The organism is Methylobacterium guangdongense, from assembly GCF_038442355.1.
GTDB lineage: Bacteria > Pseudomonadota > Alphaproteobacteria > Rhizobiales > Beijerinckiaceae > Methylobacterium > Methylobacterium guangdongense.
The window spans coordinates 357998-384845 of the sequence record NZ_JBBXMX010000004.1 but is presented as its reverse complement, the minus strand read 5'-3'; the positions used below and the strand labels follow the sequence as shown (position 1 = coordinate 384845).

Annotated in this window: 21 protein-coding genes; 11 read left to right on the top strand and 10 right to left on the bottom strand. The window is 69.2% G+C overall.

The genetic code is table 11. From position 1 onward, the window contains the following. Positions 1-128: 128 nt before the first annotated feature. Positions 129-1070 (bottom strand): metal ABC transporter solute-binding protein, Zn/Mn family, encoded by a 942-nt coding sequence (locus AAHG09_RS11640; protein WP_342107321.1) that lies wholly within the window; start codon positions 1068-1070, stop codon positions 129-131. A 163-nt stretch (positions 1071-1233) separates the two neighbouring features. On the opposite strand from AAHG09_RS11640, the gene AAHG09_RS11635 reads away from it, so the two are divergent. From AAHG09_RS11635 to AAHG09_RS11605, 7 genes are all read left to right on the top strand, one after another. Continuing rightward, positions 1234-1770, top strand: coding sequence for a Spy/CpxP family protein refolding chaperone (locus AAHG09_RS11635; protein ID WP_342107320.1), 537 nt, complete (start codon positions 1234-1236; stop codon positions 1768-1770). 93 nt (positions 1771-1863) lie between these two features. Continuing rightward, complete coding sequence (locus AAHG09_RS11630) at positions 1864-3624, top strand: ABC transporter ATP-binding protein (protein ID WP_342107318.1); 1761 nt, start codon at positions 1864-1866, stop codon at positions 3622-3624. Between the two features lie 160 nt (positions 3625-3784). Beyond that, positions 3785-4804, top strand: coding sequence for a branched-chain amino acid aminotransferase (locus AAHG09_RS11625; RefSeq protein WP_412760027.1), 1020 nt, complete (start codon positions 3785-3787; stop codon positions 4802-4804). Positions 4805-5080: 276 nt separating this feature from the next. Beyond that, positions 5081-6889, top strand: a complete 1809-nt coding sequence (locus tag AAHG09_RS11620; RefSeq protein WP_342107316.1) for a DEAD/DEAH box helicase family protein — start codon at positions 5081-5083, stop codon at positions 6887-6889. Between the two features lie 128 nt (positions 6890-7017). Beyond that, positions 7018-8304, top strand: a complete 1287-nt coding sequence (gene oxlT / locus AAHG09_RS11615; protein WP_342107313.1) for an oxalate/formate MFS antiporter — start codon at positions 7018-7020, stop codon at positions 8302-8304. Positions 8305-8542: 238 nt separating this feature from the next. Then, complete coding sequence (gene oxc / locus AAHG09_RS11610; protein ID WP_342107312.1) at positions 8543-10288, top strand: oxalyl-CoA decarboxylase; 1746 nt, start codon at positions 8543-8545, stop codon at positions 10286-10288. Positions 10289-10627: 339 nt separating this feature from the next. Continuing rightward, on the top strand, positions 10628-11335 hold the full coding sequence (locus tag AAHG09_RS11605; RefSeq protein ID WP_342107310.1) for an alpha/beta hydrolase: 708 nt from the start codon (positions 10628-10630) through the stop codon (positions 11333-11335). Here AAHG09_RS11605 and AAHG09_RS11600 read toward each other — a convergent pair. From AAHG09_RS11600 to AAHG09_RS11590, 3 genes are all read right to left on the bottom strand, one after another. Beyond that, positions 11317-12495, bottom strand: coding sequence for an HPP family protein (locus AAHG09_RS11600; protein ID WP_342107308.1), 1179 nt, complete (start codon positions 12493-12495; stop codon positions 11317-11319). The two genes, AAHG09_RS11605 and AAHG09_RS11600, sit on opposite strands and share 19 nt — an antisense overlap. Positions 12496-12578: 83 nt before the next feature. Further along, positions 12579-13829, bottom strand: coding sequence for a formyl-CoA transferase (gene frc, locus AAHG09_RS11595; RefSeq protein ID WP_342107307.1), 1251 nt, complete (start codon positions 13827-13829; stop codon positions 12579-12581). A gap of 58 nt (positions 13830-13887) precedes the next feature. After that, positions 13888-14358 (bottom strand): PAS domain-containing protein, encoded by a 471-nt coding sequence (locus AAHG09_RS11590; RefSeq protein ID WP_342107305.1) that lies wholly within the window; start codon positions 14356-14358, stop codon positions 13888-13890. Positions 14359-14657: 299 nt separating this feature from the next. Here AAHG09_RS11590 and AAHG09_RS11585 point away from each other — a divergent pair, with 299 nt between their 5' ends. Together AAHG09_RS11585 and AAHG09_RS11580 are read left to right on the top strand one after the other, a co-directional pair. Next, positions 14658-15311 (top strand): ABC transporter ATP-binding protein, encoded by a 654-nt coding sequence (locus AAHG09_RS11585; RefSeq protein ID WP_342107304.1) that lies wholly within the window; start codon positions 14658-14660, stop codon positions 15309-15311. A gap of 136 nt (positions 15312-15447) precedes the next feature. After that, positions 15448-16689, top strand: coding sequence for a capsule biosynthesis protein (locus tag AAHG09_RS11580; protein ID WP_342107302.1), 1242 nt, complete (start codon positions 15448-15450; stop codon positions 16687-16689). A gap of 28 nt (positions 16690-16717) precedes the next feature. Here AAHG09_RS11580 and AAHG09_RS11575 read toward each other — a convergent pair whose 3' ends face one another. Continuing rightward, the gene (locus AAHG09_RS11575) at positions 16718-17320 is read right to left on the bottom strand and encodes a hypothetical protein (protein ID WP_342107300.1); all 603 of its coding nucleotides are present in this window, start codon (positions 17318-17320) and stop codon (positions 16718-16720) included. Between the two features lie 264 nt (positions 17321-17584). Between AAHG09_RS11575 and flhA the strand changes: the two genes are divergently transcribed. Further along, positions 17585-19693, top strand: a complete 2109-nt coding sequence (flhA, locus tag AAHG09_RS11570; protein WP_412760026.1) for a flagellar biosynthesis protein FlhA — start codon at positions 17585-17587, stop codon at positions 19691-19693. A gap of 338 nt (positions 19694-20031) precedes the next feature. Here flhA and AAHG09_RS11565 read toward each other — a convergent pair whose 3' ends face one another. The 3 genes from AAHG09_RS11565 to fliI form a co-directional block, all read right to left on the bottom strand. Beyond that, complete coding sequence (locus tag AAHG09_RS11565) at positions 20032-21099, bottom strand: lysylphosphatidylglycerol synthase domain-containing protein (RefSeq protein WP_342107296.1); 1068 nt, start codon at positions 21097-21099, stop codon at positions 20032-20034. A gap of 144 nt (positions 21100-21243) precedes the next feature. Continuing rightward, entirely contained in the window at positions 21244-21651 is a 408-nt protein-coding gene (gene fliJ, locus AAHG09_RS11560; protein ID WP_161393308.1) for a flagellar export protein FliJ, read from the bottom strand. 60 nt (positions 21652-21711) lie between these two features. Beyond that, complete coding sequence (fliI, locus tag AAHG09_RS11555) at positions 21712-23064, bottom strand: flagellar protein export ATPase FliI (protein ID WP_342107292.1); 1353 nt, start codon at positions 23062-23064, stop codon at positions 21712-21714. A gap of 417 nt (positions 23065-23481) precedes the next feature. Between fliI and ctrA the strand changes: the two genes are divergently transcribed. After that, complete coding sequence (ctrA, locus tag AAHG09_RS11550) at positions 23482-24183, top strand: response regulator transcription factor CtrA (RefSeq protein ID WP_161393306.1); 702 nt, start codon at positions 23482-23484, stop codon at positions 24181-24183. 345 nt (positions 24184-24528) lie between these two features. Here ctrA and AAHG09_RS11545 read toward each other — a convergent pair whose 3' ends face one another. Together AAHG09_RS11545 and cysS are read right to left on the bottom strand one after the other, a co-directional pair. After that, on the bottom strand, positions 24529-25290 hold the full coding sequence (locus tag AAHG09_RS11545) for a trypsin-like serine protease (RefSeq protein WP_342107287.1): 762 nt from the start codon (positions 25288-25290) through the stop codon (positions 24529-24531). Between the two features lie 89 nt (positions 25291-25379). Further along, positions 25380-26774: a cysteine--tRNA ligase gene (gene cysS / locus AAHG09_RS11540; RefSeq protein WP_342107286.1), complete on the bottom strand. Its 1395-nt coding sequence runs from the start codon at positions 26772-26774 to the stop codon at positions 25380-25382. Positions 26775-26848: the final 74 nt, after the last annotated feature.

Genomic DNA, 26848 nt, shown 5'->3' with positions numbered 1-26848 from the left:
CCGACAAGGCCCCAAGGCCCTGAGCCCCCGCGGACGAGGATCGGGTGGCACCCGTTACGTAAGGCTAGAGGGGGCCTCTTAACCGCCGGTTTACGCTATGTCATGCCCGTCGCTCCGCGGGCGATCCCTCAACTGGGGCTGAGGGCGGCCGCAAAGGCGCGAAGGTTCGAGCGCATCATGTCGAGGTAGGTCGGCGCCGGGCCGGCCGGGCCGGAGAGGGCATCAGAATAGACCTTTCCGCCGATCTTGGCGCCGCTCTCCCGGGCGATCTGCTCCATCTGACGCGGGTCGCTGATGTTCTCGAGGAACACGGCCGGGATACGATCCTGGCGGATCTGCCGGATGATGGCCGCGACGTCGCGCGGGCTCGCCTCGCTGTCGGTCGAGACGCCCTGCGGCGCCACGAAGCGCAGGCCGTAGGCCGCCGCGAAATACCCGAAGGCATCGTGGGTGGTGATGATCCGGCGCCGGTCCGGCGGGATGCCGTCGATCGTGGCGCGGACCTCCTGCTGCAGGGCATCGAGCTTGGCGATATAGGCCGCCGCCGCGTCGCGATAGGCGTCGGCGTGGGCGGGATCCACCGTCGCGAGCCCGTCGCGGATATTGGCGATATAGATCTTGACGTTGGCGATGTTCTGCCACGCATGCGGATCGAGGGCGTGGTCGCCGTGGTCGTGCCCACCGCCGCCATGGGCGTGCTCGTCCGCGGCAGGGATCGGCGTCACCCCGGAAGAGGCGACAACCACCGGCGCCCGTGTGCCGGAGGCCCGGATCAGCCGGTCGAGCCAGCCCTCCAAGCCGAGCCCGTTGACGAACACGATATCGGCCTCGGCGAGCTTGCGCGCGTCGGCCGGCGTCGGGCTGAAGCCGTGCGCGTCGGAATCCGGGCCGACCAGGGTGGACACGGAGACCCGCGCGCCGCCGACTTCACGGACCAGATCCCCCAGGATCGAGAAGCTCGCGACGGCCCGCACCGGCCGGCCGTCCGGCGCCGCACCGGCCGACCCCGTGACGCCGATCGACAGGGTGAGGACCGCGACACCGACCATCGCGCGAACCACGCTCCACATCCCCACTCCACGCACCGCAGCACCTCCCGCGCCCACCCGCCGTCGCCCACTAATGTAACAATGTTACATATACAAGCGGGATACATGCTGGTTGTTCGGTCGGAGGATCGGGCGTCGTTGCGACGAGTCCCCCCGGCGTCCCGAGCGTGAGACGGAGATTTCCATGTCCCGACGATTGAGAGCCGCCCTCCTGGTCACCGGTATCCTCGGCCTTGGGCTGGCGGGCGCCGCAGCGGCGCACGATCACGGGCGCGACGGGTTCCGCGGCCATGGCCGGTGGAGCGCGCTGAGCCCCGAGGATCGGGCGGCCTTCACCGATGCCAGGATCGCGGCCCTCCATGCCGGCCTGAAGCTCAACGCGGACCAGGAGAAGCTGTGGCCACCGGTCGAAACCGCGATCCGCGACATGGCCAAGCTGCGCCAGCAGCGCCGGGAGGCGATGCGTGACCGGCCGCGCTTCAGCGACGATGCCCCTGCCGCCCTGCGCGCCATGGCAGACGCCGCGACCGCCCGCGGCGAGGCCCTGCGCAAGCTCGCCGATGCCGCGCAGCCGCTCTACACCAGCCTGGACCCGGACCAGAAGCGGCGCGCCATGATCCTCGCCCGGCCGATGGGCGGAATGGGCGGCCACGGGATGCGAGGCGGGCGGCGTCACGATCACGACGATGACGATCACGGGCCGCGCGGCGACGACCACTGACCCAACAACTTGATCCGCGGCGGCTGCGGCGGCAAACCCGCTGCCGCCGTGCCTCCTGGACGAGGGCGGCGCTGTCCCAAACCGGTAGGTTTCATGGCGCGCCTTCCCGGCGACACGGTCCCCCTCCTCGCCCGGCTCTGGCGCACGTGGCTGTACCCGCACCGCGCCACCCTCGCGGTCGTGCTGGTGCTGATCGCGCTGGTCGGCGCCTCGACCGGCCTCTACCCGGCGCTGATCAAGGCGGCCTTCGACGCCTTCGACCGGAAGGATGCGGGGGCGATCGCCTACGGGCCGCTGGTGGTGATCGTGGTCACGGCCACCCGCGGCTTCGCGCTCTACGGTCAGACGGTGCTGACCAACCGCGTGGTCACCCGAGTCGAGGCCGACATGCAGGCCGCGCTCTACGGCCATCTGATCGACTCCGACCTCGCCCAGCTCGGCCGCGAGAGCCCGGCGGCGCTGACGCAGCGCTTCACCACCGACTTCGCCTTCATCAAGGAGGCGCTGACCCGCATCTCGACCGTGCTGCTGCGCGATATCGCCATGCTGATCGGCCTCGTGGCGGCGCTGCTCTGGATGGATCCGGTGCTGACCCTGGTGGCCGGCGTCGCCGTGCCGTTCGTGGCCGGGCCGATCGGGCGGATCGGCAAGAAGCTGCGGCGGGTCTCGACCTCGACCCAGGAGCAGATGGGCGCCACCGCCAGCCTGATCTCCGAGAGCCTGCAGGGCGCCCGCGTCGCCAAGACCTACGCCATGGAGGCCTACCTCAAAGGCCGCGCCGCGCAGGCCCTCGACGAGGTGCGCCGCCTCAAGATGAAGGCCGCCAACGCCCGGGGCCGCCTCGACCCGCTGCTGGAGATCGGCGGCGGCATCGCGGTGGCGGGGGTGCTGGTGCTGGTCGGGCAGCGGGTGTTGGCGGGGGAGAAGACGGTCGGCGACTTCACCGGCTACGTGGCGGCCCTGCTGCTCGCGGCTCAGCCGGCGCGGGCGCTCGGCAATCTCAACGCGATCCTGCAGGAGGCGGCGGCGGCGCTGCGACGCTACTTTGACGTGATGGACGAGGCCCCCGCCATCCGCGAGGCTCCCGAAGCCCGGCCGCTGACCGTGACCGCCGGTTCGATCCGCTTCGAGGGCGTCCAGTTCCGCTACCGGCCGGATGCGCCGGCGCTGGAAGGCATCGATCTCCATGTGCCGGCCGGGTCGGTGACGGCGCTCGTCGGGCGCTCCGGCTCCGGAAAATCCTCCCTGCTCAACCTCGTGCCCCGGCTCTACGACGTGAACGCCGGCCGCGTGGCCATCGACGGCCAGGACGTCCGCGCCGTCACGCTCGCTTCGCTGCGCGCCGCGGTGGCGGTGGTCTCGCAGGAGGTGGTGCTGTTCGACGACACGATCGCCGCCAATATCGGCTTCGGCCGTCCCGGTGCCTCCCAGGCGGAGATCGAGGCGGCGGCCCAGGCCGCGGCGGCGCACGGGTTCGTCTCGGCCCTGGCCGAGGGCTACGACTTCCGGGTCGGCCCGGGCGGCGGCCGGCTGTCGGGGGGCGAGCGGCAACGGATCGCCCTGGCCCGCGCCTTCCTGAAGGACGCGCCGATCCTGCTCCTCGACGAGGCGACCTCGGCCCTCGATTCCGAATCGGAACGCCTCGTCCAGGACGCGCTGACCCGGCTGATGCGCGGCCGGACCACCCTGGTGATCGCCCACCGCCTCTCGACCGTGCGCGAGGCCGATCAGATCGCCGTGATGGAGGCCGGCCGCGTCATCGAGATCGGGCGGCACCAGGACCTGATCGCGACCGGCGGCGCCTATGCACGCCTGCACCGGCTCCAGCTCTCGGAGCCTGCGGCGGCGGAGTGACTCGCGTGTTCGGCAGAACCATCATGCGCCGGCTCCGTAGATTCGCGCGCCGGAGCGCGCCATAAGAGCCTCAGTCGATGAGGACCCCACCGTGAGCGACCTGACGTTCGAGATCAAAAGCCACCCCCATCCGCGGAGCGCCGAGGAGCGGGCCGCCGTGATGGCGAATCCCGGCTTCGGCAAGGTGTTCACCGACCACATGGTGGTGGCGCGCTACTCCGCCGGACGCGGCTGGCACGACGCCCAGATCAAGGCTCGCGAGGCGATTCCCCTCGATCCGGCCGCCGCGGTTCTGCACTACGCGCAGGAGATCTTCGAGGGGCTGAAGGCCTACCGGACCGCCGACGGCGGCGCCGCCCTGTTCCGGCCGGACGCGAACGCGCGCCGCTTCCGCCATTCGGCCGAGCGCCTGGCGATCCCGCCCTTCCCGGAGGATGCCTTCGTCGAGGCGATGCACGAACTCGTCAAGCTCGACCGCGCCTGGATCCCCGACACGGCCGACGGCAGCCTCTATCTGCGCCCGTTCATGATCGCCACCGAGGCGTTCCTGGGGGTCAAGCCGGCCTCCGAGTACCTGTTCCTCACCATCGCGTCGGCGGTGGGCTCGTACTTCAAGGATCCGAACAGCACCGTCACGGTCTGGGTGTCGGAGCACTACACGCGGGCCGCCCCCGGCGGTACCGGCGCGGCCAAGTGCGGCGGCAACTACGCGGCGAGCCTCGCGGCGCAGTCGGAGGCGGCGGCGCAGGGGTGCGAGCAGGTGGTCTTCCTCGACGCGGTCGAGCGCCGCTACATCGAGGAACTCGGCGGCATGAACGTGTTCTTCGTGTTCGAGGACGGCACGCTGGTGACGCCGCCGCTCTCGGACAGCATCCTGCACGGCATCACCCGCGACTCGGTGCTCACCCTGGCCAAGGAGGCCGGCCTCACCGTGAAGGAGGAGCCCTACGCGATCGACGCGTGGCGCGCCGACGTCCGGGAGGGCCGCCTGACCGAAGCCTTCGCCTGCGGCACCGCCGCGGTGATCACGCCGATCGGCACCGTGAAGGGCCGCGAGGAAAGCTTCACCATCGGGAACGGCAAGGCGGGACCGGTGGCCCAGCGGCTGCGGAACCTGCTGGTCGATATCCAGCGGGGCAACACGAATGATGCCCATGGCTGGTTCCAGAAGGTTTTTTGAGACTTTTCAGCCAACCGCATCAGCGGCGAGCGGGTTGGGTTTGCCCAGCCAGCTCACCGCATCTGCCACGCGCCCACCCTCCCCCCTTTGCGACGGAGGGTGGCCCCCGAAGGCGGTCGGGTCGGGACGAAGTCCCGCGAGGCGGGAACGACGGTGCATGACCCGGCTCCGCCCTTCACGCCGGTCTCGCTTTTTTCGGAATTCGTGCTCTCCTCTCCCGATCCGACCTGATGGCCGGCCCACCCTCCCCCGCAGAGGGGGGAGGGAGACGCGCGGATGATCGATCGGGCAGCCACCACCGCACCAGATCTACCTATCGGCCCCTGGAATCCGGGCGTCCGCTCCGACCTGCCCGCCGCCTTCCTGCCACTCGTCACGGTCTATCGCCCGGAGCACGTCGAGACGCCACTGCGCGACGCCCTCGATCTCAGCGACCTGTGCGGCCTGCCGGCCCGGCAGCTCACGCGCTTCCGGGCGAGTCGCCTCGTCGTCCACGAGGTTCTGATCCGGGTCATGTCGGACCTGTCGGTGCCGGTGGGCGCGGTCTACGCCGATCTCGGCGTCAACTTCCGGGCGATCGTCGCCACGATCCTACGCGAGGGCGTCGAGCCGCGCCTCGGCGAGGTCGAGGCCGCCCTCACGCGTATCCGGGCCGAGGCCGATGCGGTGCTCACCCGCGAGATCGCTGCCATTCTGGACGATCCGCCGGCCCCGCCCCCGTCGGAGCCGGGCTGGTTCGACCGGCTGCTCGGCCGGCGCCCGCCCGCGGTCGAAGCGCCGCGCGTGGACCGGGCGACCCGGGCCTTGCTCCATATCGAATCCTGGCAGCGACGCGCATCGGACTCGGGCGACGGTCTTGAGATCGCCGCCTGCGAGGCGCTGCGCACGGTCGTGTCGGGTCTCATCGCTCGGCAGAATACGCTGATCCGCGACGCCGCCCTGCTGCGGAGCCTCGCCGGGACGCTGGTCGGCAACGGCTACGGCAGCCGCCGCATCGGCGAGCTGATCGAGCCCTGGATCGCCGATGTCGTCGAGACCCGTGGCTACCGCCGGCTCGCCGCCCAGGACTATCCGGTCGTCATGAACGTCAAGGGCGCCTCGGCCTCCGGCAAGAGCACGATCCGGCCCTATCAGCTCGGCCTCGCCCGGCGCCTCGGCATGGCGTGGTCGGACTTCGCGGTGATCACCCCCGATGTCTGGCGCAAGTACCTCCTCGACTACGACAGCCTCGGGGACGCCGCCCGTTATGCCGGGACGCTGACGGGGTACGAGGTCGAGATCATCGACATGAAGCTCGACCGCTACGTCACCCGCAAGGCGGCCGAGCGGCGGATCTCGAACCTGCTGATCGACCGGTTCCGGTTCGACAGCTTCCAGGCCGAGGCCGGATCGGACGGGGGCGGCCAGCTGCTCACGCGGTTCGGCGACCGGGTCTACATGCAGTTCATGGTCACGCCGCCGGCCGACACGGTAGAGCGTGCGTGGCAGCGCGGCGAGATGTTCGGCCGCTACAAGGCGGTGGAGGATCTGCTGGCCCACAACGTCGAGGCCTATACCGGCATGCCGCGCCTGTTCTTCAATTGGGCCCTGGCGCGGGACAAGCAGGTGGTCTGCGAGTTCCTCGACAACAGCGTACCGCTCGGCGAGCGCCCGCGCACCATCGCGTTCTGGGCCGATGGGATCCTCAACATTCTCGATGTGAAGGGGCTGATCGACATCGACCGCTTCCGCAAGGTCGACATCTTTGCCCGCACGCCCGACGCGGTGTTCAAGGGTGCCGACCTGTCGTCAGCCGCCAACACCGGCTTCCTGCGCGAGTGCCTACGCCGGATGGCGGCGATCCGCTTCGTGGAGGCCGAGACCGGCCGCGCGATCCTGCGCCTCGACCGCGGGAAGATCACCGGGCTCGACCGCGACGCCGTCGCGGCGCTTCACGATCAGCCGGACTGGGCGGCCGCCCGCGCGCTGATCGGCATCCCGGACGACGCCGCCGGGATCCCTGATCTCGACGAGACGCTCAGCCCGGGGAACGAGCCGACCCTCGGCGCCTGGGGGCCGGTTCCTCGGGCCGCGCAAACGGCATAATATCGCCGCCTGACAGTTCAGCCGGTCCGTTTCACCCTGGTATATTGCATGCCTGGAACGGATGTGCATGATCAGAGGCGCACGAGACGCCGCCGTGGAAGGCCGCGCCGCCCAAGAGAGGCTCAGGGATGGAACGCCAGGACTCGCCTTCGGCGAAGTGGTGGCAGCTCGCCTTCGGCGTGATCTGCATGGCCATGATCGCCAACCTCCAATACGGCTGGACATTGTTCGTCGATCCGATCGACCAGCGTTATCATTGGGGCCGGGCGGCGATCCAGCTCGCCTTTACGCTATTCGTCGCCACCGAGACCTGGCTCGTCCCGGTCGAGGCGTGGTTCGTCGACCGCTACGGCCCGAAGATCGTCGTGGCCTTCGGCGGCGTGATGATCGCCCTGGCCTGGACGATCGACGCCTACGCCGACAGCCTGTTCATGCTGTATCTCGGGGCGGTGATCGCCGGCATCGGCGCCGGCTCGGTCTACGGTACCTGCGTGGGCAACGCGCTCAAATGGTTCCCGCATCGCCGCGGCCTCGCGGCCGGTGCCACGGCGGCCGGCTTCGGCGCCGGTGCCGCCATCACGGTGGTGCCGATCGCCCGGATGATCGCCAACAGCGGCTATCAAGACGCGTTCCTGTATTTCGGGATCGGCCAGGGCATCGTGGTCTTCGTGCTCGCCTTCCTGCTGCGCAAGCCGTCGACGATCACGCCGGTCCAGCGCAAGAGCCTGCGCCTGCCCCAGACGAAGGTCGATCGCAGCCCCCGTGAGGCGGTGCGCACCCCGGTCTTCTGGGTGATGTACGCGATGTTCGTGATGGTCGCCTCCGGGGGCCTGATGGCGGCGGCGCAGATCGCCCCGATCGCCCACGACTTCCAGGTGGCCGGCGTTCCGGTGAGCCTGTTCGGCCTCCAGATGGCCGCGCTGACGCTGGCGATCTCCCTCGACCGGATCTTCGACGGGTTCGGCCGGCCGTTCTTCGGCTTCGTCTCCGACCATATCGGCCGCGAGAACACGATGTTCATCGCCTTCTCGACGGCGGCGGCGGCGGTGATCGTGCTCCTGACTTACGGCCACAACCCGATGGTGTTCGTGCTGGCCACGGCCGTGTATTTCGGGGTGTTCGGCGAAATCTACTCGCTGTTCCCGGCGACCTGCGGCGACACGTTCGGCTCGAAGTACGCTGCCAGCAATGCCGGCCTGCTCTACACCGCCAAGGGGACCGCCGCCTTCCTCGTGCCCTTCGCGAGCCTGCTTTCGGCAGCCTACGGCTGGTCGGCGGTGTTCACGCTGATCATCGTGCTCAACGTCACGGCGGCGGCTTTGGCCATGTTCCTGCTTCGCCCGATGCGCGCCCGCTACCTCGCCACGGACGACGCCCCCGCGGCGCTCGCCGCCCAGCCGATCCGGGCGGCCTGAGCGTCCCAACCGACAATCCTGCGAAGGAAACGCAACGCTGACGGATCTCCCATCCTCCCCCTCATCCTGAGCTGACGAAGCGAAGCGGAGGCCTCGAAGGAGGTCTCCAGGGATCGCCGAGACTTCGGGAGCCCTCCCTCGAGGCTGCTGCGCAGCACCTCAGGATGAGGGGGAGGATGGGATGTTTCCGGCATACCGGCACAGAACGCCGTAGCATTCATCCTCTGGAGAGACCGAAATGACCGCACTCGCCAAGATCGTCCACACCACCCCCGAGGTGGAGGCGGAGCCCGAGCTGACCGACGGCTTCCACCTCGTCATCGACGCCCTCAAGCTCAACGGGATCGAGACGATCTACGGCGTCCCGGGCATCCCGATCACCGACCTCGGCCGCATGGCCCAGGCCGAGGGGATGCGGGTGATCTCGTTCCGCCACGAGCAGCATGCCGGCAACGCTGCGGCGATCGCGGGTTTCCTGACCCAGAAGCCCGGCATCTGCCTCACCGTCTCGGCCCCGGGCTTCCTCAACGGCCTCACGGCGCTCGCCAACGCCACCACCAACTGCTTCCCGATGATCCTGATCTCGGGCTCCTCCGAGCGTGAGATCGTCGACCTGCAGCAGGGCGACTACGAGGAGATGGACCAGCTCGCCATCGCCAAGCCCCTGTGCAAGGCGGCCTTCCGCGTCCTGCACGCGGCCGATATCGGCATCGGCGTGGCCCGCGCGATCCGCGCCGCCTGCTCCGGCCGTCCGGGCGGCGTCTACCTCGACCTGCCCGCCAAGCTGTTCGCCCAGGTGATGGATGCCGAGGCCGGCCAGAAGTCGCTGGTCAAGGTGATCGACCCGGCCCCGGCCCAGCGCCCTGCCCCCGAGGCGATCGCCCGGGCGCTCGAGGTCCTGAAGTCCGCCAAGCGGCCGCTGATCGTGCTCGGCAAGGGCGCGGCCTACGCCCAAGCCGACGCGGCGATCCGTTCGCTGGTCGAGACCAGCGGCATCCCCTACGTGCCGATGAGCATGGCCAAGGGCCTCCTGCCCGACACCCACCCGCTCTCGGCCGGCGCGGCGCGCTCCACGGCGCTGAAGGACTCGGACGTGGTGCTGCTGATCGGAGCCCGGCTGAACTGGCTGCTGTCGCACGGCAAGGGCAAGAGCTGGGGCGAGCCGGGCTCGACCAAGTTCATCCAGATCGACATCGAGCCCCGCGAGATGGACTCGAACGTCGAGATCGTCGCCCCCGTCGTCGGCGACATCGCCTCCTGCGTCCAAGCGCTGCTCGACGGCATGGGCAAGGGCTGGCAGCAGCCCCCGTCCGACTGGATCGAGACGCTCAAGACCAAGCGCGAGGCGAACATCGCCAAGATGGCGCCGAAGCTCATGAGCAACGCCTCGCCCATGACCTTCCACGCCGCGCTCGGCGCGCTGCGCACCATCGTCAAGGAGCGGCCCGACGCGATCCTGGTCAACGAGGGCGCCAACACCCTCGACCTCGCCCGGGGCATCATCGACATGTACCAGCCGCGCAAGCGCCTGGATGTCGGCACCTGGGGCATCATGGGCATCGGCATGGGCTTCGCCGTCGCGGCGGCGGTGGAGACCGGCAAGCCGGTGCTCTGCGTGGAGGGCGACAGCGCCTTCGGCTTCTCCGGCATGGAGGTGGAGACGATCTGCCGGTACGGCCTGCCGGTCTGCATCGTGGTGTTCAACAACAACGGCATCTACCGCGGCACCGACACCGACCCGACCGGCCGCGATCCGGCCACGACGGTGTTCGTGCCGGATTCCCGCTACGACAAGATGATGGAGGCCTTCGGCGGCGTCGGCTACCACGTCACCACGCCGGACGAGCTGACCCGCGCGGTCAACGAGGCGATGAATTCGGGCCGTCCGTGCTTGGTCAACGCCGTCATCGACCCGGCCGCCGGCAGCGAGAGCGGCAACATCGGCAGCCTCAACCCGCAGAGCGGGATCAGGAAGAAGAAGTGAAGGTGGTGGGCAGCTTGAGCCCACACCAGCGATGACGTCAGGACGGCCGGATCGCGCAGTGATCCGGCCGTCTTCAGTGAGGATCATCAAATCCGCGCATCCTCTCCTCCCCCTCCGCGGGCTACGATAGTCACACATCGGGGTTGAGCATCGACGTCCGTGCCGGATCGCGACCGGCCCCCTCTCCCGTGCGGGAGAGGGGCCCGCGTTCGATTCTGAACCGATGCGTCCGAACCCTACGCGTCAATCCGCAAGCCTCAGCGGGGGGACGGACGGCGCGGATCCTTTCGCGCCAAGCCCTGGCATCGCGAGACTTCAACGACCCAGCGAGATCCCGCCATGATCGATCCCGCCCTCGCCGGCCGCCTGGACTTCCGCCATCGCCTGCCCACTCAGGCCCCCCTCCCCCCGGGCCGGCACGACCTCGGCCTCTTCGCCGAGCGGGATGCGGTGCTGGTGGTCCCCGACGGCCTCGATACCCGCCGCCCTTCCCCGCTCGTCGTGCTGTTCCACGGCGGCGGCGGCAGCGCCGAGCGCATCCTGCCGATGCTGGCGCGGCACGCCCACGCCGAAAGATTCCTGCTCCTCGTGCCGCAATCGCTGTTCCCGACCTGGGACATCGTCATCGCGGGCCACGGGCCGGACCGGGAGCGGGTCGCGGCGGCACTGGCGCACGTGGCCGACCGGTTCCTGCTCGATCCGAAGCGTCTCTGCTTCGCCGGCCACTCGGACGGCGGCAGCTACACGCTCTCCCTCGGATTGGCGAACGGCGACGTGGCGAGCCACCTGATCGTCTCGTCGGCGGGCTTCCTGTCGGTGCATCTTCAGGTCGGTGCGCCGAAGATCTTTCTGTCGCACGGGACGCAGGACGAGCAGATCCCGATCAACCGGAGCGCCCGGGTCCACGTGCCGGCCCTGCGCGAGGCCGGCTATCCGGTGACCTATGTCGAGTATGACGGGCCGCATGCCCACCAGCCGGCCGTCGTGGCCCAGGCCGTGGACTTCTTCCTGAACGATCGGTCCCCGGATCAGGCCAGGGCTGGCTGAGCCGCTGCGCGAACGCGGGTCGGCGCCTCGGGTGCATTGGCTTCGGCCAGGAGCGCCGGGATCAGGTCCGTCTGCGAGACGATCCCGATGAGCCGGCCATCGGCACCGACCACCGGCAGATGGTGCAGCCCCGCATCCGACAGACGCGGCACGAGCGCCGCCACGGGCATGTCCGGCCCGACCGGCTCGACCGCGGTCATGATGTCGGCGGCGCAGCCATGGGGCGCCCTGCCCCGCTCGGCCGTGAGCAGGAGCCGGCGACCGAGGCCGAGGCGCGGTCCGAACCGATCCCAGGCGGCCTTGTCGAGGAGATCGGTCTGCGTGACGATCCCGAGCACCCGGGCGCCCTCGTCGGTGACCGGCAGCGCCTTGATCCGGTGGTGACGCAGCAGCCGCATGGCCTCGGCGAGCGGCGCGTCGGGCGCGACCGCGATCACGTCGCGGGACATGATCGCCGCGCAGGTGATCGGCCCCGAGTTGCGGCCGTAGACGCGCATCTGCACCCGCCGCAGGATCTGCTCCAGGTCGCCGCGATCGACATCGAGGAGCTGGTCGAACTCCTCGAGCGCCGCATCGAGATCGGCGGACTGGAACCCGACCCGGGCGCCCGAGGGTGGGTCGGCCGTCCGCGGTCCGGCCGCGCGGTGATGCGGGTAAGTCCGCCCGGTCAGGTTGTTGAACAGGAGGGCGGTGGCGAGCAGGATCAGCGAGTTGGCCGCGACCGGCCAGAGCACGAAGCCGTAGCCCAGCGCCCGGATCGCCGGGCCGCCCAGAACCGCCGTGAGGGCGACGGCGCCGCTCGGCGGGTGCAGGCAGCGCAGGAGCATCATCAGGGCGATCGCCACCCCAATGGCGCAGGCGGCCGCCACGAACGGGTCGGCGATCCACGCCCCCGCCGTGACGCCGACCAGAGCGGCGACGACATTGCCGCCGAGGATCGACCAGGGCTGCGCCAGGGGACTCGCCGGCACGGCGAAGAGTAGCACCGCCGAGGCGCCCATCGGCGCGATCAGGATCGGCAGCGCCTCGGTCGGGACGGAGGCCCGGCAGACGAGGCCCGTCGCCAGGATCCCCACCAGGGCACCCGCGGCGGAGCGCAGGCGCTCGCGTTTGCTGACCGGGGTCAGCTCCGGCAGGAAACGGCTCAGGAACGCACGCATCGGGTCCGGGGCTCGCACATGAAAAGGACGGCGCCGCGGCGACGCCGTCCTGTCTCAGGATCGCAGAGGGCGTCCGGTCCGTATCAGACCGCGCGAGCCTCGTGCATGGCCCGGATCTGCTCCTGGGAGTAGCCGAGATCCGTCAGCACCTCGTCGGTGTGCTCGCCGAGGAGCGGCGAGGCCTTCACCTCGACCTGCATGTCGGAGAACTTGATCGGGCTTCCGACGGTCAGGTACTTGCCGAGCTTCGGGTGCGCCACCTCGACCACGGTGCCGCTCTCGCGCAGGGACTTGTCCTCGGCGATCTCCTTCATCGACAGCACCGGCGCGCAGGGGATGTCGTAGGTCCGCAGGATGTCGACCGCCTCGAACTTGGTCTTGTCGGCGAGCCACTCCTCGATCGTCTTGAAGATGTCGAAGATCTTGTCCTGACGGGCGCGCGGGGTGTTGTAGCCCGGATCGGTGATCCACTCCTCCCTGCCGAGCGCCTTGCAGATCGGCGCCCAGGCATGGCCCTGGATGGTGAAGTAGATGTAGGCGTTCGGGTCGGTCTCCCAGCCCTTGCACTTCAGCACCCAGCCCGGCTGGCCGCCGCCGCCCGCATTGCCGCCGCGCGGCACCACGTCGGAGAACTCGCCGTGGGGGTACTGCGGGTACTCCTCGAGGTAGCCGAGGGCGTCGAGGCGCTGCTGGTCGCGCAGCTTCACGCGGCAGAGGTTGATCACCGAGTCCTGCATCGACACGGCGACCTTCTGGCCCTTGCCGGTCTTGTTCTTCTGGTGGAGCGCCGTGAGGATGCCGATCGCGAGGTGCATGCCGGTGTTGGAGTCGCCGAGCGCCGCGGCGCTGACGGTGGGCGGGCCGTCCCAGAAGCCCGTGGTCGAGGCGGCACCGCCCGCGCACTGGGCGACGTTCTCGTAGACCTTCAGGTCCTCGTAGTGGTGACCGTCCGAGAAGCCCTTCACCGAAGCGAGGATCATGCCCGGGTTCAGTTCCTGGATGCGCGCCCAGGAGAAGCCCATCCGGTCCAGCGCGCCGGGGCCGAAATTCTCGACCATCACGTCGGAATCGCGGATTAGCTTCTCGAGGACTTCCTTGCCGGCCTGGGTCTTGGTGTCCAGCGTGAGCGAGCGCTTGTTGGAGTTCAGCATCGTGAAGTAGAGCGCGTCGGCGTCCTCGATGTGGCGCAGCTGCGTGCGGGTCACGTCGCCGGCGCCGGGGCGCTCGACCTTGATCACGTCGGCGCCGAACCACGCCAGCAGCTGCGTGCAGGCCGGGCCGGCCTGGACGTGCGTGAAATCGATGATCTTGATGCCTTCCAGCGGCTTGCTCATGGGGCGTCCTCCCTTGGAATGGTTGGCGTTTCGGTGAAGGCGATGCTCGGCGGGCCTGTCAGGCCGGCACGGCGGCTTCGAGCTCAGCCACGCGCTGGCGCAGCCGCTTCTCGTCCGTCCAGCGTTCGGTCTCGTCGCGGATCACCGCCACGACCCCGGTCACCCGGTCGGCGGCATCCCGGACCATCCCCACCGTGAAGGCGATGGAGAGCTGGCTTCCGTCCTTGCGGATCGCCGGAACCCTCAGGGTCTGCGCCCCGTAGCGGGTGGTGCCGGTCCGCATGGAATTGGCGTAGCCGTCCCAGTGGCGACGGCGGTGTCGCTCGGGGGTGATCAGGTCGAGGGTCTGACCGAGGGCTTCCGCGGCGGTGAAGCCGAAGATCCGCTCGGCGGCGGGGTTCCAGACGGTGATGGCACCCTCCGGATCGGCGACGACGACCGCGTCCCCGATCGCTCCAACGAGATGCGCGAGGTCGGATCCGGGTCCGGCGCTCGCGCCTGTCTCCCCATGCGTGATGGGATGCGTCATGGACGGCCTTTCTCTCCGGAGTTGGAGCTAAAGTTCCGGCTCGCCGGCGCGGCATCGGCGTTTTACCGCCCCGCGTCGTTGGTATTTGGTATGCCATATGGGGAATGGCGTCAACGCCGGGCCTGAGAGCTGCACTTTCATTCCGGCCCGATCTGTATCCCGACGGCGTCCTCCGACGTCGTCGGAGGCCCGGACCGCGCGGCCTATCGTGTTCTCAGATTTGCCGCTTTCGGCGCGCAGGAGCGCGGCAGCCGACAGCTCGGACCGGCGGTTCGGCATCCCGCCCTGGAGTTCATCCGGTGATCCGCTTCGACAAAGTCAGCAAGGTCTACCGTACGGACGGTCACAAACGGACCATCCTCGAACAGGCCTCGTTCACCCTGAAGCCGGGCATTTCCTACGGGATCCTCGGCATCAACGGCGCCGGCAAGTCGACCACGATGCGGCTGATCGCCGGGACGGAAGATGCGACCCGGGGCAAGATCTCGCGCGGCCTGCGGGTCTCGTGGCCGCTGGGCTTCGCGGGCGGCTTCCACCCCAAGATGACCGGCCGCGACAACGTGATCTTCGTCGCCCGCATTTACGGCGAGGACCCGCGCAAGGTGCTGGATTTCGTCGAGGATTTCTCCGAACTCGGCAGCTACCTCGACGTGCCGATCTACACCTATTCGTCCGGCATGGGCGCGCGCCTCGCCTTCGGCATGAGCATGGCGATTCCGTTCGACTGCTACCTGATCGACGAGATCACCTCGGTGGGCGACGCGCGCTTCTCGAAGCGCTGCGACGAGGTCTTCTCCCAGCGCCGGAAGAACGCCGACATCATCATGGTCTCCCACTCCATGGAGACCATCCGCAACTGGTGCTCGCAAGGTCTGGTGCTGCTGAACGGCCGCGCGATCATCTACGAGGACGTCAACGACGCCATCGAGGTCTACCGGCGCCTCAACGCGTGAGGCGACGGGGTTCCCGCGCAGGCGGACATGCTTTTGCCGTGTCCGCATGGGACACGACCGGTCGGCGTGCGCCGCTCCGCGGCCGGGTGCTTCCAGACGGATCGACCTTCAGGGCCGGGAGGCCGGGAAACAAGCCATGAACATGGAGATCCGGAAAGCCGAAGGGCAGCCGGTCACGACCGCGGAGCGCCAGCAGGCGATCACCGAGTCGCTGCGGCAGATCGCGCGGATGTCGCGCTTCGCCGATCGCAAGAAGGGCATCCGGTCCTACCAGAGCCACGTCAAGAACGACCCGTGGATCCCGATCCTGTTCGCGATCTGCTTCGTGCTGCCGACGCTCGCCGGCGCGTGCTACTTCGGGCTGATCGCCTCGGACCGCTACGTCACCGAAGCGCGATTCGCGATCCGGCCCGCCATCGGGACGGCCGACAAGGCGGCCCCGGACGCGATCGGTACCAGCGCGGGCGTTCCGGCCCAGATGGTGGCGCAGGACACGCTGATCACGAAAGAATACATCGTGAGCCGGCCGATGCTGGAGATCCTCGAGGCGCAGTTGCCGCTGCGCGAGTGGTTCGGCAACGACAACATCGACTACATCTCGCGCTTCGACCCGAGCAAGCCGATCGAGAAGTTCCTCCGCTACTGGAAGCGGCGCGTCGACATCGATATCGAGCCCACCTCCGGGATCATGGCGGTCAGCGTCGAGGCGTTCGACCCGGACCAATCCCTGGCGATCGCCAAGGCCGTCATGAAGGAGGCCGAGCGGATGGTGAACGACCTCAGCGTGAAGGCGCGTGAGGATTCGTTGGCCGAGAGCACCCGCGAGTTGAAGCTCGCCGGGGAGCGGATGACCAAGATCAGCCTCGCGCTGCGGGATCTGCGCAACCGTGAAGGCGTGCTCGACGCGCAGAAGTCGAACGAAGTCAACCTGAAGATGATTGCGGAGCTGCGCGCCTCGCGGATCAACCTCGCGGTTCAGCTCGCCATCGGATCGCGGGATCTCGGCCCCGAGTCGCGCCGGATCATCGACATCAAGCAGCAGATCAAGGATCTCGACGAGAACATCGCGCGGATCGAGCGGCAATCCGCCAGCCAGGATCCGGAGCAGAAGCGCCTCTTGTCGGACGCGCTGACCCGGTTCGAGGCGCTGGAGAACGACCGCAAGAACGCCCAGAAGTACTACGAATCGGTGCTGGCGGCCCACGAGCGCGCCCGCATGATCGCGGCGCGCCAGATCGAGTTCTTCAGCCCGATTGTAGAGCCAGTGCGCGCCGAGTCCTCGACGGAGCCGCGGCGCCTGCTGATGATCAGCCTCATCACCGCGGGTTCGGCCGTGCTGTTCGCGGCGGCGATGTTCGCGCGCAAGATGATGGCCTGAGACCGGGCCTCAGACCGGGGTCTGGCGCTCAGCGGGCGGGACCGCTCGGCAGGCCGGACCGGCTCGCCGCCGGTCCGACGGTGCCGCCGGTCCAGCCCTGGGCACGCCAGCCTTCGGCGCGTTCGTCGAGGTCGATCGAGCCCGATTGCGCGAGGATGCCGAGCACTTGGTCGGCCCGGCTCTCGTCGGCACGGACCGTGACCAGCGTCCCGCCACGGCGGACGCCCTCGGCGTAGGTCTCGGCCTCGCCTTCGCTCAGTCCCGCCCCGGTCAGGCCCCCGATTAAGCCCCCCGCGGCGGCGCCGACGCCCGCAGCCGTCACGGTGGCGACGAGCCAGCCCGCCGCGACGACCGGCCCGAGACCGGGAATGGCCAGCAGGCCCAGGCCGGCGAGCAGGCCTGCACCGCCGCCCAGCACCGTGCCGACCGTCGCGCCGGTGCCGGCGGAATCGACCGTCTCGTCGGGCTCGTGCGCCTTGTCGATCGGCGGCAGCGCGGCGGCCTCGGGGTCGGTCCGGTTCGAGATGATGCTGATTTCACCGTGGGGAATCCCGGCGGCCTCGAGTTGATCCACCGCCCGGGCGGCGACCTCGTAGTCATCGTACAGGGCGGTCAGCGCGCGTGCGGTCATCGGATTCTCCCGGGTCGGCGGCCCGAAGGCCCGGATCGGCGGCGTCGCCGCCGGCCGGACACGGCGGGACCGTTGCCGGGCGGTGCGTTCACCGACCCGTCAAGCGGCAGAGCCGCACCGGGTTCCCGTCACCCGCAACGGCTCTCTTAACGAGGCGCTAACCATCCGCCCGGCAGATCTTGCCGGGTCCGCCGCTGGGAATGCGTCCCGGACGTGCGGTGGCGGGTGGGATCGATGGCGGAGACGGCGAGCGCGCCGACAAGGATGGGCCCGGCGGCGATCCTGGGGCAATTCGCGTTGCCCAGCCGCGGCGACGTCGAGGCCTTCTCGAAGCGTTCGGATCTCCTGTTCGCCACCGGCGTGCTGGGGATCCTCGCGGTCCTGATCTTCCCGCTGCCCGCCATGCTGCTCGATCTGCTGCTGGCGGTCTCGATCATCACTTCGGTGCTGATCATGATGACGGGCCTGTCGATCGACAACCCGCTGGAATTCACCGTCTTCCCCACGCTGCTGCTCATCGCCACGATGCTGCGGCTCGCCCTGAACCTCGCCTCGACCCGCCTGATCCTCGGGCACGGCCACGAGGGCACCGCGGCGGCCGGCCACGTGATCGAGGCGTTCGGCCACTTCGTGATGGGCGGCAACTTCGTGATCGGGATCATCGTGTTCGCGATCCTGATCATCGTGAACTTCGTGGTGATCACCAAGGGTTCGGGTCGCATCGCCGAAGTCGCGGCCCGCTTCACCCTCGATGCCATGCCGGGCAAGCAGATGGCGATCGACGCCGACCTCTCGGCCGGCCTGATCGACGAGAAGGTCGCCAAGGCCCGGCGCTCGGCGCTGGAGGAGGAATCCTCGTTCTTCGGCGCCATGGACGGCGCCTCGAAATTCGTCCGCGGCGACGCGGTGGCGGCGCTGCTGATCACCTTCATCAACGTGGTCGGCGGCATCATCATCGGGGTGGCGCAGCAGGGCCTGAGCTTCGGCGACGCCGCCAAGAGCTACACGCTGCTCACCATCGGCGACGGCCTCGCGAGCCAAGTGCCGGCGCTGATCGTCTCGACGGCGGCGGGCCTGCTGGTCTCCAAGGCCGGCGTGAAGGGCGCCGCCGACAAGGCGCTCGGCAAGCAGCTCGCGCATTATCCGAAGGCGCTCGGCATGTCGGCGGCCGTGATGCTGCTGATCGCGCTCCTGCCCGGCATGCCGATGCTGCCGTTCCTGTTGCTCGGCGGCGGTGCGGGCTACGCCGCGTGGCGGATCAACAAGACCGCCAAGGAGGCTCCTCCCCTCGATGCCGAGGGCGTTCCGGTCGACGCGAAGGGCGTCGCAGTCGCCAAGGAGGAGACCGTCACCGATCTGCTCCGGCTCGACGACCTGAAGCTGGAAATGGGCTACGCGCTGCTCGCCCTCGTCAACGGCGAGGGCCAGGACCGGCTCACGGATCAGATCAAGGCCCTGCGCCGGCAGTTGGCGGCGGATCTGGGCTTCGTGATGCCCTCGGTGCGGATCCTCGACAACGTCCAGCTCGACGCCAACACCTACGTGGTCCGCGTGAAGGAGATCGAGGCCGGCACCGGCCGGATCTTCCCGGGCCAGTTCATGGCGATGGATCCGATGGGCGGGCAGGTCCAGCTGCCGGGCCAGCACATGCTGGAGCCGACCTTCGGGCTGCCGGCCACCTGGATCGACGCGGCGCTGCGCGACCAAGCCCAGGTCAAAGGCTACACCGTGGTGGATGCCGCCACGGTGGTCTCGACGCACCTCACCGAGGTGATCAAGGCGCATGTCTCCGAGCTCCTGAATCACGTCGAGGTCTCGAAGCTGCTGCGGGAGCTCTCGAAGGAGCATACCGACCTGCTCAAGGAGATCGTGCCGTCGCAGATCTCCACCACCGGGATCCAGCGGGTGCTTCAATTCCTGCTGGCCGAGCGCGTCTCGATCCGCGATCTGGGCGCGATCGTCGAGTCGATCGCCGAGGTGTCGGGCAGCGTGAAGAACCCGCGCGACGTGGTCGAGCACGTCCGCGCCCGGCTGGGCCGGCAGATCTGCGCCCAGTATCAGGACCAGAACGGCAGCCTGCCGATCATCACCCTGTCGCCGGCCTGGGAGCAGGCCTTCCTCGAATCGATCGTCGGCGAGCGGGAGGAGCGCTATCTCGCGATGCAGCCGTCCAAGCTCAGCGAATTCGTCACCGCAGTGCGCGATCGGTTCGAGACGGCGGCGCGGCAGGGCGAAATGCCGGTGCTGGTGACCTCAGGGCAGACCCGGCCGTTCGTACGCTCGATCATCGAGCGGTTTCGGCGGGAGACGCCGGTGATGAGCCAGGCGGAGATTCACCCGCGGGCGCGGCTGCGGACGGTGAGCTCGATCTAAGGGGACCGACGACAGGGCGTTTTCGGCCCATCCCGCCCCCGCCCCTGGCGGACTGCGCAATTGCCGACCCGACTGGAACGCCGCCGCCGATGACCGAGCGCGACGGTCCCCCTCTCCCGGGCGGGAGAGGTTTGGGGTGAGGGAAGAGAACTCTCAGGATGGAGCACGCCAGTGACGACCGTCAGGGTGAGCCTTAATCTGAACGTTCTTGACTCTCACCCTGTCCCCCTCCCGCACGGGAGAGGGGACCTGCGCCGCGTCTTGCGACCGCTGAGCCCCCCCACGCCGTGCGGGTCCGTAAGCCGCTATAGGGGGTAGAAAGCCGCCGGCACTCCGACTCACACCGCCTTCTGCTTGAGCTCCCGCTCCAGCTCATGCGGATCGAGGCCCGGCGCGACGACCGGCGGATCCGGCACGACGGCCGCCTTCGGGCCCTGCGCCGCCGAGCCGATCGCCGCCGCGAGCCTGGACCGCTCGAACGCGATCACCACGATCACCGAGATCAGGGCCGGGATCCAGAAGTAGAAGATCCGGAAGATGATCACCGCCGCGATGATCGCGTCCTTCTGGGCCTCGTCGGTGATGTGCATCGCGGTGATGAACACGATCTCGAACACGCCCAGGCCGCCCGGGGCATGCGAGGCCAAAGCCACCGAGAAGGACGCCAGGAAGATCGCCAGCACCGGGATGAAGCCCGGATTCATCGCGTCCGGAAGCGCGAAATAGATGATGCCCGCGGCCCCCAGCAGCTCCAGCGGTGCCGCCAGGAGCTGGCGGCCCATGATGCCGGGCCGCGGATATTCGAGCTTGAAGGACCGGATGTGCAGCGGGCGCAGGTGCAGGATCGAGCCGATCACGTAGAGGCCGACGAAGCCCAGCATGCCGATGCCGACGATCAGCGCGGTCTTCGGATTGGTCAGGAAGCCCGGCAGCTTGCCTTCGAGCCGCGACAGCAGGTTCGGGTCGACCACCAGCGTGAAGCCGCCGAGCAGGACCGTGCCGAGGAAGAATGTGAACGAGCACAGGGCCACCAGCACGGCGACCTGAGCGGCGGTCAGGCCCTTGGCGGTGTAGGCCCGGTAGCGCACCAGGGCGCCGGAGAAGACCGAGGCGCCGATATTGTGCGAGAGCGCGTAGGTCGTGAACGAGCAGAGCGAGACGAACAGCCACGAGATGTGGCGAACGCCCAGGTGCAGAAGCGCGATTCGGTCGTACCAGGCGAGCGCCGCGTAGGCGACCAGGGTCGAGAGCGCCGCCAGCAGGATCCGGTGCGGCGGGATCGCCAGCACCGCGGCCCAGATCGCCGACAGCGAGGTCGTCTTCAATTCTTGGTATAGAAAATAGCCCGAAACGACGACGGCGGCGAGGCCGATGAGTGGCCAGATGAACTCGCTGATCTTCTTCATGAACACCGACGCCCCGGGGAGAGCCCCTGATGCGCCGTCACGCGGCGCCCTGCAAGCGGCGTGACGCCACCTTGGGCCCCCTTGTCAGGTGATCATGACGGTTTCGTGCCGCGCCCGACCGAGCCGGACGCCGCACCGAACGCCTTAGCCGCGGGCGCGGTTCAGGCCGATCCCGTCCATCGCGGCCTGATCGCGGACCGATTCGGCGGCCCGCTCGGCGGTGCGCTCGCGATCGTTCAGGATCTCGACCTTCTTGAGTTCCTCGAAGGCCTCGCCGAGCTCGGCCTTGGCCTCCGCGAGCTGGCCCTCGAGCGCCTGGGCGGACTGGCGCATGTTGTCCCGGCGGGTCGCCGCCGCCCGGGCGTAGGTCGGGTAGGCGAAGTGACCAACATCGGTGATGCCGGCGCGCGCCTCCTCGACGGCGACCTCGCGGTCGAGTTCCACCGCCATGCGCTGGAAGTCGGCCATCATCATCTCGATCTGGGTCACGCGCCGGCGCTTCTCGTCGACCTGGAAGCGGCGCAGGCGGATCAGCGTGTCTCGCGATTTCATCAGGACGCTCACTCCACGCAACGCTCAAGGCGGGCCCAGGTTGACGCCGGATCCCCGCCCCTAGGCCCCGCCGACAATCTGACCGAGCCGTGCGTAACCATCGCCGATGGACGTTGCTTCTTCCTTACCCTGCCCAAGAAAAGCCTCAAGATGCGGCATGAGCGCCACGGCCTCGTCGACCTCCTGGGACGAGCCGGCGCGATAGGCGCCGAGCCGGATCAACTCCTCCATGTCGGCATAGGTGGAGAGCACCCGGCGCGCCCGCCGGACCACCGGCAGATAGGCCGGATCGCAGGAGCGCGGCATGGTCCGCGAGACCGAGCGCAGCACGTTGATCGCCGGATAGCGCCCCCGCTCGGCGATGGCGCGCTCCATGACGATATGCCCGTCGAGGATGCCGCGCACCGCATCGGCCACCGGCTCGTTGTGGTCGTCACCCTCGACCAGCACCGTGAAGAGGGCCGAGATCGTCCCCTGCCCCACCCCCGGCCCGGCCCGTTCCAGCAGGCGCGGCAACTCCGAGAAGACCGTCGGCGTGTAGCCCTTGGCGGTGGGCGGCTCGCCGGCGGCGAGGCCGATGTCGCGCTGGGCCATGGCGAAGCGCGTGATCGAGTCGATCATGCACAGCACCTTGGCGCCCTGATCGCGAAAGTACTCGGCCACCGAGAGGGTTACGTAGGCGGCGTTGCGGCGCATCAGGGCCGGCTCGTCCGATGTCGCCACCACCACGACCGAGCGGGCGAGGCCGGCGGCACCGAGATCGTCCTGCAGGAACTCCTGAACCTCGCGCCCGCGCTCGCCGACGAGCCCGATCACCGCCACGTCGGCCGCGGTGTAGCGGGCCAGCATCGAGAGCAGCACCGACTTGCCGACGCCCGAGCCGGCGAAGATGCCCATCCGCTGGCCGGCGCACATGGTGAGAAACGTATTGATGCAGCGGACGCCGAGATCCAGCGGGCCGCCGACCCGGGTCCGGGCATGGGCCGGAGGCGGATCGGCCCGCAGGCTATAGATGTCGGGTCCCTGTTGCAGGGGCCCGAGCCCGTCGACCGGCCGGCCCAGGGCGTCGATCACCCGGCCGAGCCAAGCCCCCGTCGGGCGGATCGCCCCCGCGGCCTCGTCGCGCACGAAGGCCGGGCAGCCGCGGCGGACCCCCTCCAGGGATCCGAACGGCATCGCGAGAGCCCGGTCGCCCTGGAAGCCGATGATCTCGCAGGGGACCAGCCCGTGGCCGTTCGCACCCTCGACATCGATCCGGCCGCCGAGCCGCATGGCCGCCACCGGCCCGGCCACCTCGACCAGCAGGCCGCGGATCGCCACCACCCGGCCGAAGGTCTCCAGGACCTCGATGCGTTCCAGAGCCGCCTGTGCCGCCGCGAGGGAGGAAACGGGTCTTGCCGAATCCTGTGTCATGAGCCGCGCTCTCAACGCTTCGTTTACCGGCCTCCTTAACACTGCGATCCACGGGCACGTAGCGGCCCGGTCCGGCGTTGGGTGACGGCCAAGCTCGATAAGATCGGGCTCTGTGTCCGGTGGACCACAGGCCAGACCGAAGCGTTGCGTGGGAAGTACTTAGACTGCCAGGGCCGAGGCCCTGGCCGCGGGCGGCGCGGACTCACGGACACGAACGAGGCCGGAGGAGCCAATTTCCTCCCGTCAAGCTCGCAGATCCGCGAACGAGGCGCTTGCGGTTGGGAATCAGGTTTTGTTAACGATTAATCCATAGCGTCCTACGTCAAGAGTGACGAGGCGCCCGTCCACAGGCCGGTGGCGGGCGAACGATGGGACGTGTCTGCGCGCTGATGCGGCCGGCGGGGCTGGGGACCGACGATGCGGGTACTTTTGATCGAGGACGACAGCGCGACCGCGCAGAGCATCGAGTTGATGCTCAAGTCCGAGAACTTCAACACCTACACCACCGACCTCGGTGAAGAGGGTATCGATCTCGGCAAGCTGTACGATTACGACATCATCCTCCTCGATCTGAACCTTCCCGACATGTCGGGCTACGAGGTGCTGCGCAACCTGCGCGTGGCGAAGGTGAAGACGCCGATCCTGATCCTGTCCGGCATGGCCGGCATCGAGGACAAGGTGAAGGGCCTCGGCTTCGGCGCCGACGACTACCTCACCAAGCCGTTCCACAAGGACGAGCTGGTGGCGCGCATCCACGCCATCGTGCGGCGCTCGAAGGGCCACGCCCAGTCGGTCATCACCACCGGCGACCTGATCGTGAACCTCGACCAGAAGACCGTCGAGGTCGGCGGCGCCCGGGTCCATCTGACCGGCAAGGAGTACCAGATGCTGGAACTCCTCTCGCTCCGGAAGGGCACGACGCTCACCAAGGAGATGTTCCTCAACCATCTCTACGGCGGCATGGACGAGCCGGAGCTGAAGATCATCGACGTGTTCATCTGCAAGCTGCGCAAGAAGCTCGCGAACGCCAGCCAGGGCAAGAACTACATCGAGACCGTCTGGGGCCGCGGCTACGTGCTGCGCGAGCCGATGGACGGCGAGGAGCGCATGGCGGTCTGATCCGCCGCGCATCGGATCCCCGAAAAACCCCGTGCGGTTCGGCCGCGCGGGGTTTTCGCGTTATGGGCGGTCGCGACGCGCGCTTCTCCCGCGCGCCCTTCCCTGCACTCTCCCGCCCCTTCCGGCTAGGGCCTCAGATTTCCACGCGGCTTGTGAAAGGTCGCGACGCGCCCCCTTTCCCGTGCGGGAGAGGGTTGGGGTGAGGGGTCAGACGGCTCAGGATGAGCACGCAGTCGATGTACCAACAGGGCGCGCCTCTTTCTGAAAACTCTCGCCCCTCACCCTATCCCTTTCCCGAACGGGAGAGGGGACCCGCGCCCTTTCGAGCCGGTCGGTGCGGCCGCCTCAGCGTTTTCCGGAGAAAACCTGCGCGGCCGGCGCGATCACCACGTAGTTCCCGCAGGGCGCGACCCGGCTGATCACCGCGCTGGCCACACCCCAGACGTAGAGACCGCGCCGGTCCTGCGCGACGACCGGGCCGCCGGAATCGCCGAAGCAGACCCGGGCGCCCCTTGCCTGCGCGATGGTCAGACCGGTGCTGCTGGCCGCGAGCGGCGTCAGCGTCGCCGTGCGCAGCCGCCCCACGGTGTTCCCCGACAGGCCGGCCCCGGCGATCCGCAGGCTCTTCGGAACGCGCCCGGCCTCGGCCGCCAGCGCGATCGGCCGCCGGTCGCGCACCGGCTCGGTGAGGCGCAGCACCGCGAGGTCGAGGGAGAGATCGGTGAGGCTCACGTCGGGCGCCGCGTTCGGCAGCATCTCCCCCGGATCGGGACTGTAGCGGGCGGCGACCCGGGCGCCGTAGACCGGCCGGGCCGGCTCGGAGCCGCGGAAGAACACCACCAGCGCGCCGAGGGGATCGCCGTTCACGCAATGCGCGGCGGTGAGCACGAGGTCGGGTGCGATGAGGACGCCGGTGCAGCGGGTGAGCTTCAGCGCCTCCTCGGGCTGGGTGATCGTGCCGATGGCGACGGTGGCCTGCGCCAAGGCATCTCGCCCTGCCGGCGCGCCGCCCTGGATCGCCGCGGCTGGGCCGGAGAGGCCAAGCCCGAGGGCGAACGCCGATCCGGCGCGGGCGAGGTACCCGCCGAAGATTTCGAAGGTGCTCACGTGCGGATTCTTTCCCGGCGACCTGTCCTGCCTGACAGATGCCGCCCGCACCCTCCCGCGCAAGCGGGCGAGAGGACGCGGCCGGGACGTCACCGGGCCACCGTCCACGTCGTCGTGCCGTCCTTGTTGTCCTTGACCGCGATGCCCATCGCGGCGAGCGCGTCGCGCGCCCGGTCGGAGGCGGCCCAATCCTTGGCGGCCCGGGCGGCACGACGTTCGGCGATCAGCGCCTCCACCGCCGCGACATCGACCCCGGACGCGGCGACCTGCGCATCCTCCCGTTCGCTGCGGGTGCGCGTAAGCAGGCCGAGGAGATTCGCGCCGGCCCGGAGGGATGCGGGCTGCGCATCCGCGCCGCCGAGCCTGTGCAGCTCGTTGATCGCCGCGGGCGTGTTCAGGTCGTCGCACAGGGCTTCGATGACCGCCGCGGGAACGTCGCGCGCCGCCGGCTCGTCCCCGGCGGCATTGTACCAACGGTCGAGCACGCGGCTCGACTCCTCGAGGCCGCGCAGCGTCCAGTCGATCGGCTGCCGATAATGCGTCTTCAGCATCGTGAGCCGCACCACCTCCCCCGGCCAGTCCTTCAGGACATCGCGGATGGTGACGAAGTTGCCGAGCGATTTCGACATCTTCTCCCCCTCTACCTGGAGGAAGCCGTTGTGCATCCAGACGTTCGCCATCACGGGCGTGTCGAAGCAGCAGCGGGACTGCGCGACCTCGTTCTCGTGGTGCGGGAAGATCAGGTCGATGCCGCCCGCGTGGATGTCGAAGGTCCGGCCCAGATGCTTGGCCGACATGGCCGAGCATTCGATGTGCCAGCCGGGACGTCCGGGCTCGGCGATCCCCGCGGGCGACGGCCAGGCGGGCTCGCCGGGCTTCGAGGGCTTCCACAACACGAAGTCGAGGGGCGAGCGCTTGTAGGGCGCGACCTCGACCCGGGCGCCGGCCTCCATCTCGTCGAGGGGGCGCTTCGAGAGGCCGCCGTATTCCGGCATCGACGGGACGTCGAACAGGACGTGGCCCTCCGCCACGTAGGCGTGACCGAAGCGGACCAGCGCCTCGATCATCGCGACCATCTCGGCGATGTGATCGGTCGCGCGGGGCTCGACGAAGCGAGGCCGTTCGCCGGCCACGTTCACGTCGTCGGGCATCAGCACGCCGAGGTCGCGCACGTCCCGGTGGAACTGCGCCAGCGTGCCGTCGGTGAGTTCGCGAATGGTGATGCCGCGCTCGGCGGCGCGGGCGTTGATCTTGTCGTCCACGTCCGTGACGTTGCGCGCGTAGGTGACGTGCGCCGGCCCGTAGAGGTGGCGCAGCAGCCGGAACAGCAGGTCGAAGACGATGATCGGCCGGGCGTTGCCGATATGGGCGGCGTCGTAGACGGTCGGGCCGCAGGCGTAGACGCGGACATGCTCCGGATCGATCGGCGCGAAGGTCTCCTTGGCGCCGGTCAGCGTGTTGTAGAGCCGCAACATCGGCGCCATGAAACCCACCCTCCTCCCGGCACCGCCGCCGGCAAAACGAGCCTGTGCTCAAGGGCCTACGCGGCGCCCGCGGC